This is a genomic window from Pseudomonas sp. AC463, from assembly GCF_979253585.1.
The window spans coordinates 1-312 of sequence record NZ_CEEDDZ010000376.1 but is presented as its reverse complement, the minus strand read 5'-3'; the positions used below and the strand labels follow the sequence as shown (position 1 = coordinate 312).

Annotated in this window: 1 protein-coding gene; it reads right to left on the bottom strand. The window is 62.2% G+C overall.

Annotation, left to right across the window (positions count from 1 at the left end; genetic code table 11):
* Positions 1–312, bottom strand: a 312-nt coding sequence (locus AC0IYH_RS30605; protein WP_471837916.1) for an integrase core domain-containing protein, incomplete at both ends; no start/stop codon positions are given.

The window sequence follows — 312 nt, the reverse complement described above, 5'->3', positions numbered from 1 at the left end:
ATTGTAGGCTGCCATGAAGTCGGTGAGGGGCGTCCGGAGTTGGTCGTGGCGCTCGTAGTGGAAGCGTTGGACGGTCGTCTCCTTGATGGTCCGGTTCATCCGCTCGACCTGGCCGTTCGTCCACGGGTGGTTGGGCTTGGTGAGCCGGTGCTCGATGCCGTTTGCGTCGCAGATCATGTCGAAGCGCATTTGGCGCGACCAGGCGGTGTTCCGGTTTCCAGGCTGCTCGGCGAACTGGATGCCATTGTCGGTCAGGATCGTGTGGATGCGGTAAGGCACGGCCTTCAGCAGGCGTTCAAGGAACTCCCACGC